The sequence below is a fragment of the Rhodovulum sp. genome (assembly GCF_011048875.1).
GTDB classification, from domain to species: domain Bacteria; phylum Pseudomonadota; class Alphaproteobacteria; order Rhodobacterales; family Rhodobacteraceae; genus Rhodovulum; species Rhodovulum tesquicola.
In genome coordinates, this window is the sequence record NZ_DSDD01000106.1 from 1 (window position 1) to 3,067 (window position 3,067).

The following is a 3,067-nucleotide window of genomic DNA, read 5'->3' on the forward strand; positions in this document are numbered from 1 at the left end:
CAGCGCGGCCGCGCTGCCCTTTGGCGTCGCGGTCGAGATCGAGGGGATCTTCCAGATCCGATGACCGCCCTGCCGCGCGCGTTCCTGGACACGCCCATTGCCCATCGCGCCTTCCACGACCGCGGCGCGGGCCGGCCCGAGAACTCGATCGAAGCCGTGCGCGCTGCCTTGGCGGCGGGCTATGGCATCGAGATCGACATCCAGCCTTCGTCGGACGGGGCGGCGATGGTGTTCCACGACTATGACCTCAAGCGGCTGACCGGCGGCACCGGCTCGATCCGCCAGCGCAGCCGGGCCGAACTGCGGGATTTCCCGCTTCTGGGCGGCGCCAGCGCGATCCCCACGCTGGACGAGGTGCTGGACGAGGTCGCAGGCCGGGTGCCCGTGCTGATCGAGATCAAGGATCAGGATGGCGCAATGGGCCGCGAGGTGGGCGCGCTGGAACGCGCCGTCGCCCGCGCGCTGGCAGGCTATGAGGGGCCGGTGGCGGTGATGTCCTTCAATCCCCATTCCGTCGCCGCGCTGGCCGAGGCCGCGCCCGACATTCCCCGCGGAATCACCACCTGCGCCTACAAGCGTCCGGGCTGGCCCGGCCTGCCCGGCCCGGTGCGAAAGTTGCTGCGGGAAATCCCCGATTTCGACCGGGTCGGCGCCACGTTCATCTCGCATCGCTGGTCGGACCTGTCCCGGCCGCGGGTGGCCGAGTTGCGCGCCCTAGGCGCCGCCATCCTGTGCTGGACGATCCGCAGCCCGCAGGACGAGGCCATCGCCCGGTCGCTTGCGCAGAACGTCACCTTCGAGGGCTACGCCGCGACCCGCCCTGCCGCTTGACCCGCGCCCGGCCCGGCCCATCTGATCGGGCGGACAGGAGGGCGCGCATGGCCGAAGGGCAGCTTGACACCGTGCAGACCGAAGAGGCGCGGATCGAGATCGAGGTCGTGACCTCGATTTCGCAGATCGCCCCGGCCGAATGGGATGCCTGCGCCTGTCCCGAAGCCGGGGATGGCGGGCGGCCAGAGGATCCGTTCACCACTCATCGCTTCCTCAAGGCGCTGGAAGACAGCGGCTCGGTCGGCCCCGGCACCGGCTGGCATCCCCAGTATCTGGTGGCCCGGCAGCGCGGCGCGATCCTTGCCGTCGCGCCGCTTTACGCCAAGACCCACAGCCAGGGCGAATACATCTTCGACCACAACTGGGCCCATGCCTATGACCGGGCGGGCGGGCGCTATTATCCCAAGCTTCAGATCGCCGTGCCCTTCACCCCCGCGACGGGGCGGCGCTTGCTGGTGCGTCCCGAGGCGGGGCAAACGGGCATGGCGGCGCTGGTGCAGGGCGCGGTGGAACTGGTGGCGCGCAACCGGCTGTCCTCGGTCCATGTCACCTTCTGCACCGAGGCCGAGGCGTTGGCCGGGGCCGAAATGGGCCTGATGCACCGCGTCACCCAGCAATTCCACTGGGAAAACCGCGGTTATGCCGATTTCGATGCCTTCCTCGCCGACCTCTCGTCGCGCAAGCGCAAGAATATCCGCAAGGAACGCGCGACGGCGCAGGGTTTTGGCGGAGAAATTCGCCACTATGCGGGCGACGCGATCCGGCCCGAGCATTGGGACGCCTTCTGGCGTTTCTACCAGGACACCGGCGCGCGCAAATGGGGCACCCCCTACCTGACGCGCGCCTTCTTTGACCGCGCACAGGAAACGCTGCGCGACGACATGCTGCTGGTGCTGGCCGAACGCGACGGCCGACCCGTGGCGGGGGCGCTGAATTTCATTGGCCGCAAAAGGCTTTACGGGCGCTACTGGGGCTGCATCGAGGACCACCCCTGCCTGCATTTCGAACTGTGCTATTATCAGGCCATCGACCATGCCATCGCCCAGGGCCTTGCCACCGTCGAGGCGGGGGCGCAGGGGGCGCATAAGCTGGCGCGGGGGTATTTGCCGGTGGCGACCAATTCGTTGCACTGGATCGCGGATCCGGGATTGCGGGGGGCAGTTGCCAAATATCTGCGGGCCGAGCGCGACGCCGTCGAGGAGGAGATCGAGGTGCTGACCGAGTACGGGCCGTTTCGCAGGGTCACGACGGAGGAGACATGAGCGACACACTGACCGGGGACGCGCGGATACAGGCATTGGCGCCGCTTCTGGCGGCGGGCTGGGTGTTGGACGAGGGCCGGGATGCCCTTCAAAAGACGTTCGAGTTCAAGAACTTCGTCGAGGCGTTCGGGTTCATGGCGCGGGTCGCTCTCTGGGCCGAGAAGTTGGACCATCACCCCGAATGGCGCAATGTCTACCGCCGCGTCGAGGTGGTGCTGACCACCCATGACGCGGGCGGGCTGACCGCGCGGGACGTGGACCTGGCCCGCCGGATGGACGCGCTGGCCGGAACGGCGTGACCGTCCGGACCGGCCGGAGGGGCCGGTTTCGGGAAATCGGAAAATCATCGGACTTCCATCGGACTTCCATCGGACCTTTTGCGGGCGTCCACCCGATAGCCGGTGCCACCCGGGCGCGCCCCGGCTGACGCCGAGGGCAGGGCATCGGCCCTGAGCCGCGCGCGGGACCGGGCCGCCGGGCGGGGGGCCTGGTCCGCGGGATGAGGAGGACGCGGCAGAGGACCGGCGCCGTCTTCTTCGGACCCGCGGGCGCGCGTCGGGCGATGACGCGGTGGCGCCATCCTGCGATGCGACGCGAAAGGCGAGATCGGTCCCGAAGGCTGGCGGCACTGGACCGGGCTTCGGGCAGGCGGGCCGCAGGGCCATGCCTGCGCGGGTTCACGAATGTTTGCATCACGAAATTGCGTGTCGATTTCTGAACCGATCGTTCTTTTAAATCCGACCGGGACCATGCGGGAGCGCCATGCCATGCGGGACGGGATCGGGGATGAAACGCGCCAGCGGGCGCGGCTTGCCCGGCGCCCCGGCAAGGTCCGCGATGTCGATCGGGGCGGCGATGTCGAGTTGCGGGGTGACCGGGGCGGGATAGCGGACCCACCCGGTGGCGTAGCGGAACGCCTCGTGGACGCGGGCATTGCGCAGGGTCTGCATTGGCATCGTGCCGTCCTGCCGGTC

General features: G+C 69.0%; 4 protein-coding genes. 3 read left to right on the forward strand and 1 reads right to left on the reverse strand.

What is annotated here, in order from left to right:
- The first annotated feature begins 60 nt into the window (after nt 1-60).
- Genes ENN83_RS03585 through ENN83_RS03595 form a run of 3 tightly spaced genes read left to right on the forward strand, consistent with a single transcriptional unit; the run spans nt 61 to nt 2,392 of the window.
- Entirely contained in the window at nt 61-831 is a 771-nt protein-coding gene (locus tag ENN83_RS03585) for a glycerophosphodiester phosphodiesterase family protein (RefSeq protein ID WP_287184201.1), read from the forward strand.
- A gap of 47 nt (nt 832-878) precedes the next feature.
- Nucleotides 879-2,093 carry a GNAT family N-acetyltransferase gene (locus ENN83_RS03590; RefSeq protein ID WP_287184203.1) on the forward strand — a complete coding sequence of 405 codons (1,215 nt, stop codon included), beginning with the start codon at nt 879-881 and terminating at the stop codon, nt 2,091-2,093.
- On the forward strand, nt 2,090-2,392 hold the full coding sequence (locus ENN83_RS03595; protein ID WP_287184204.1) for a 4a-hydroxytetrahydrobiopterin dehydratase: 303 nt from the start codon (nt 2,090-2,092) through the stop codon (nt 2,390-2,392). Before ENN83_RS03590 ends, ENN83_RS03595 begins: the two co-directional genes overlap by 4 nt.
- A gap of 432 nt (nt 2,393-2,824) precedes the next feature.
- Here ENN83_RS03595 and ENN83_RS03600 read toward each other — a convergent pair.
- A partial coding sequence (locus tag ENN83_RS03600; protein WP_287184206.1) for a hypothetical protein occupies nt 2,825-3,067 on the reverse strand: 243 nt, incomplete at its 5' end.

Coding starts and splice junctions, on each gene's coding strand:
- ENN83_RS03590 (WP_287184203.1), top strand. CDS start 879: ATGGCCGAAGGGCAGCTTGACACCGTGCAGACCGAAGAGGCGCGGATC.
- ENN83_RS03585 (WP_287184201.1), top strand. CDS start 61: ATGACCGCCCTGCCGCGCGCGTTCCTGGACACGCCCATTGCCCATCGC.
- ENN83_RS03595 (WP_287184204.1), top strand. CDS start 2,090: ATGAGCGACACACTGACCGGGGACGCGCGGATACAGGCATTGGCGCCG.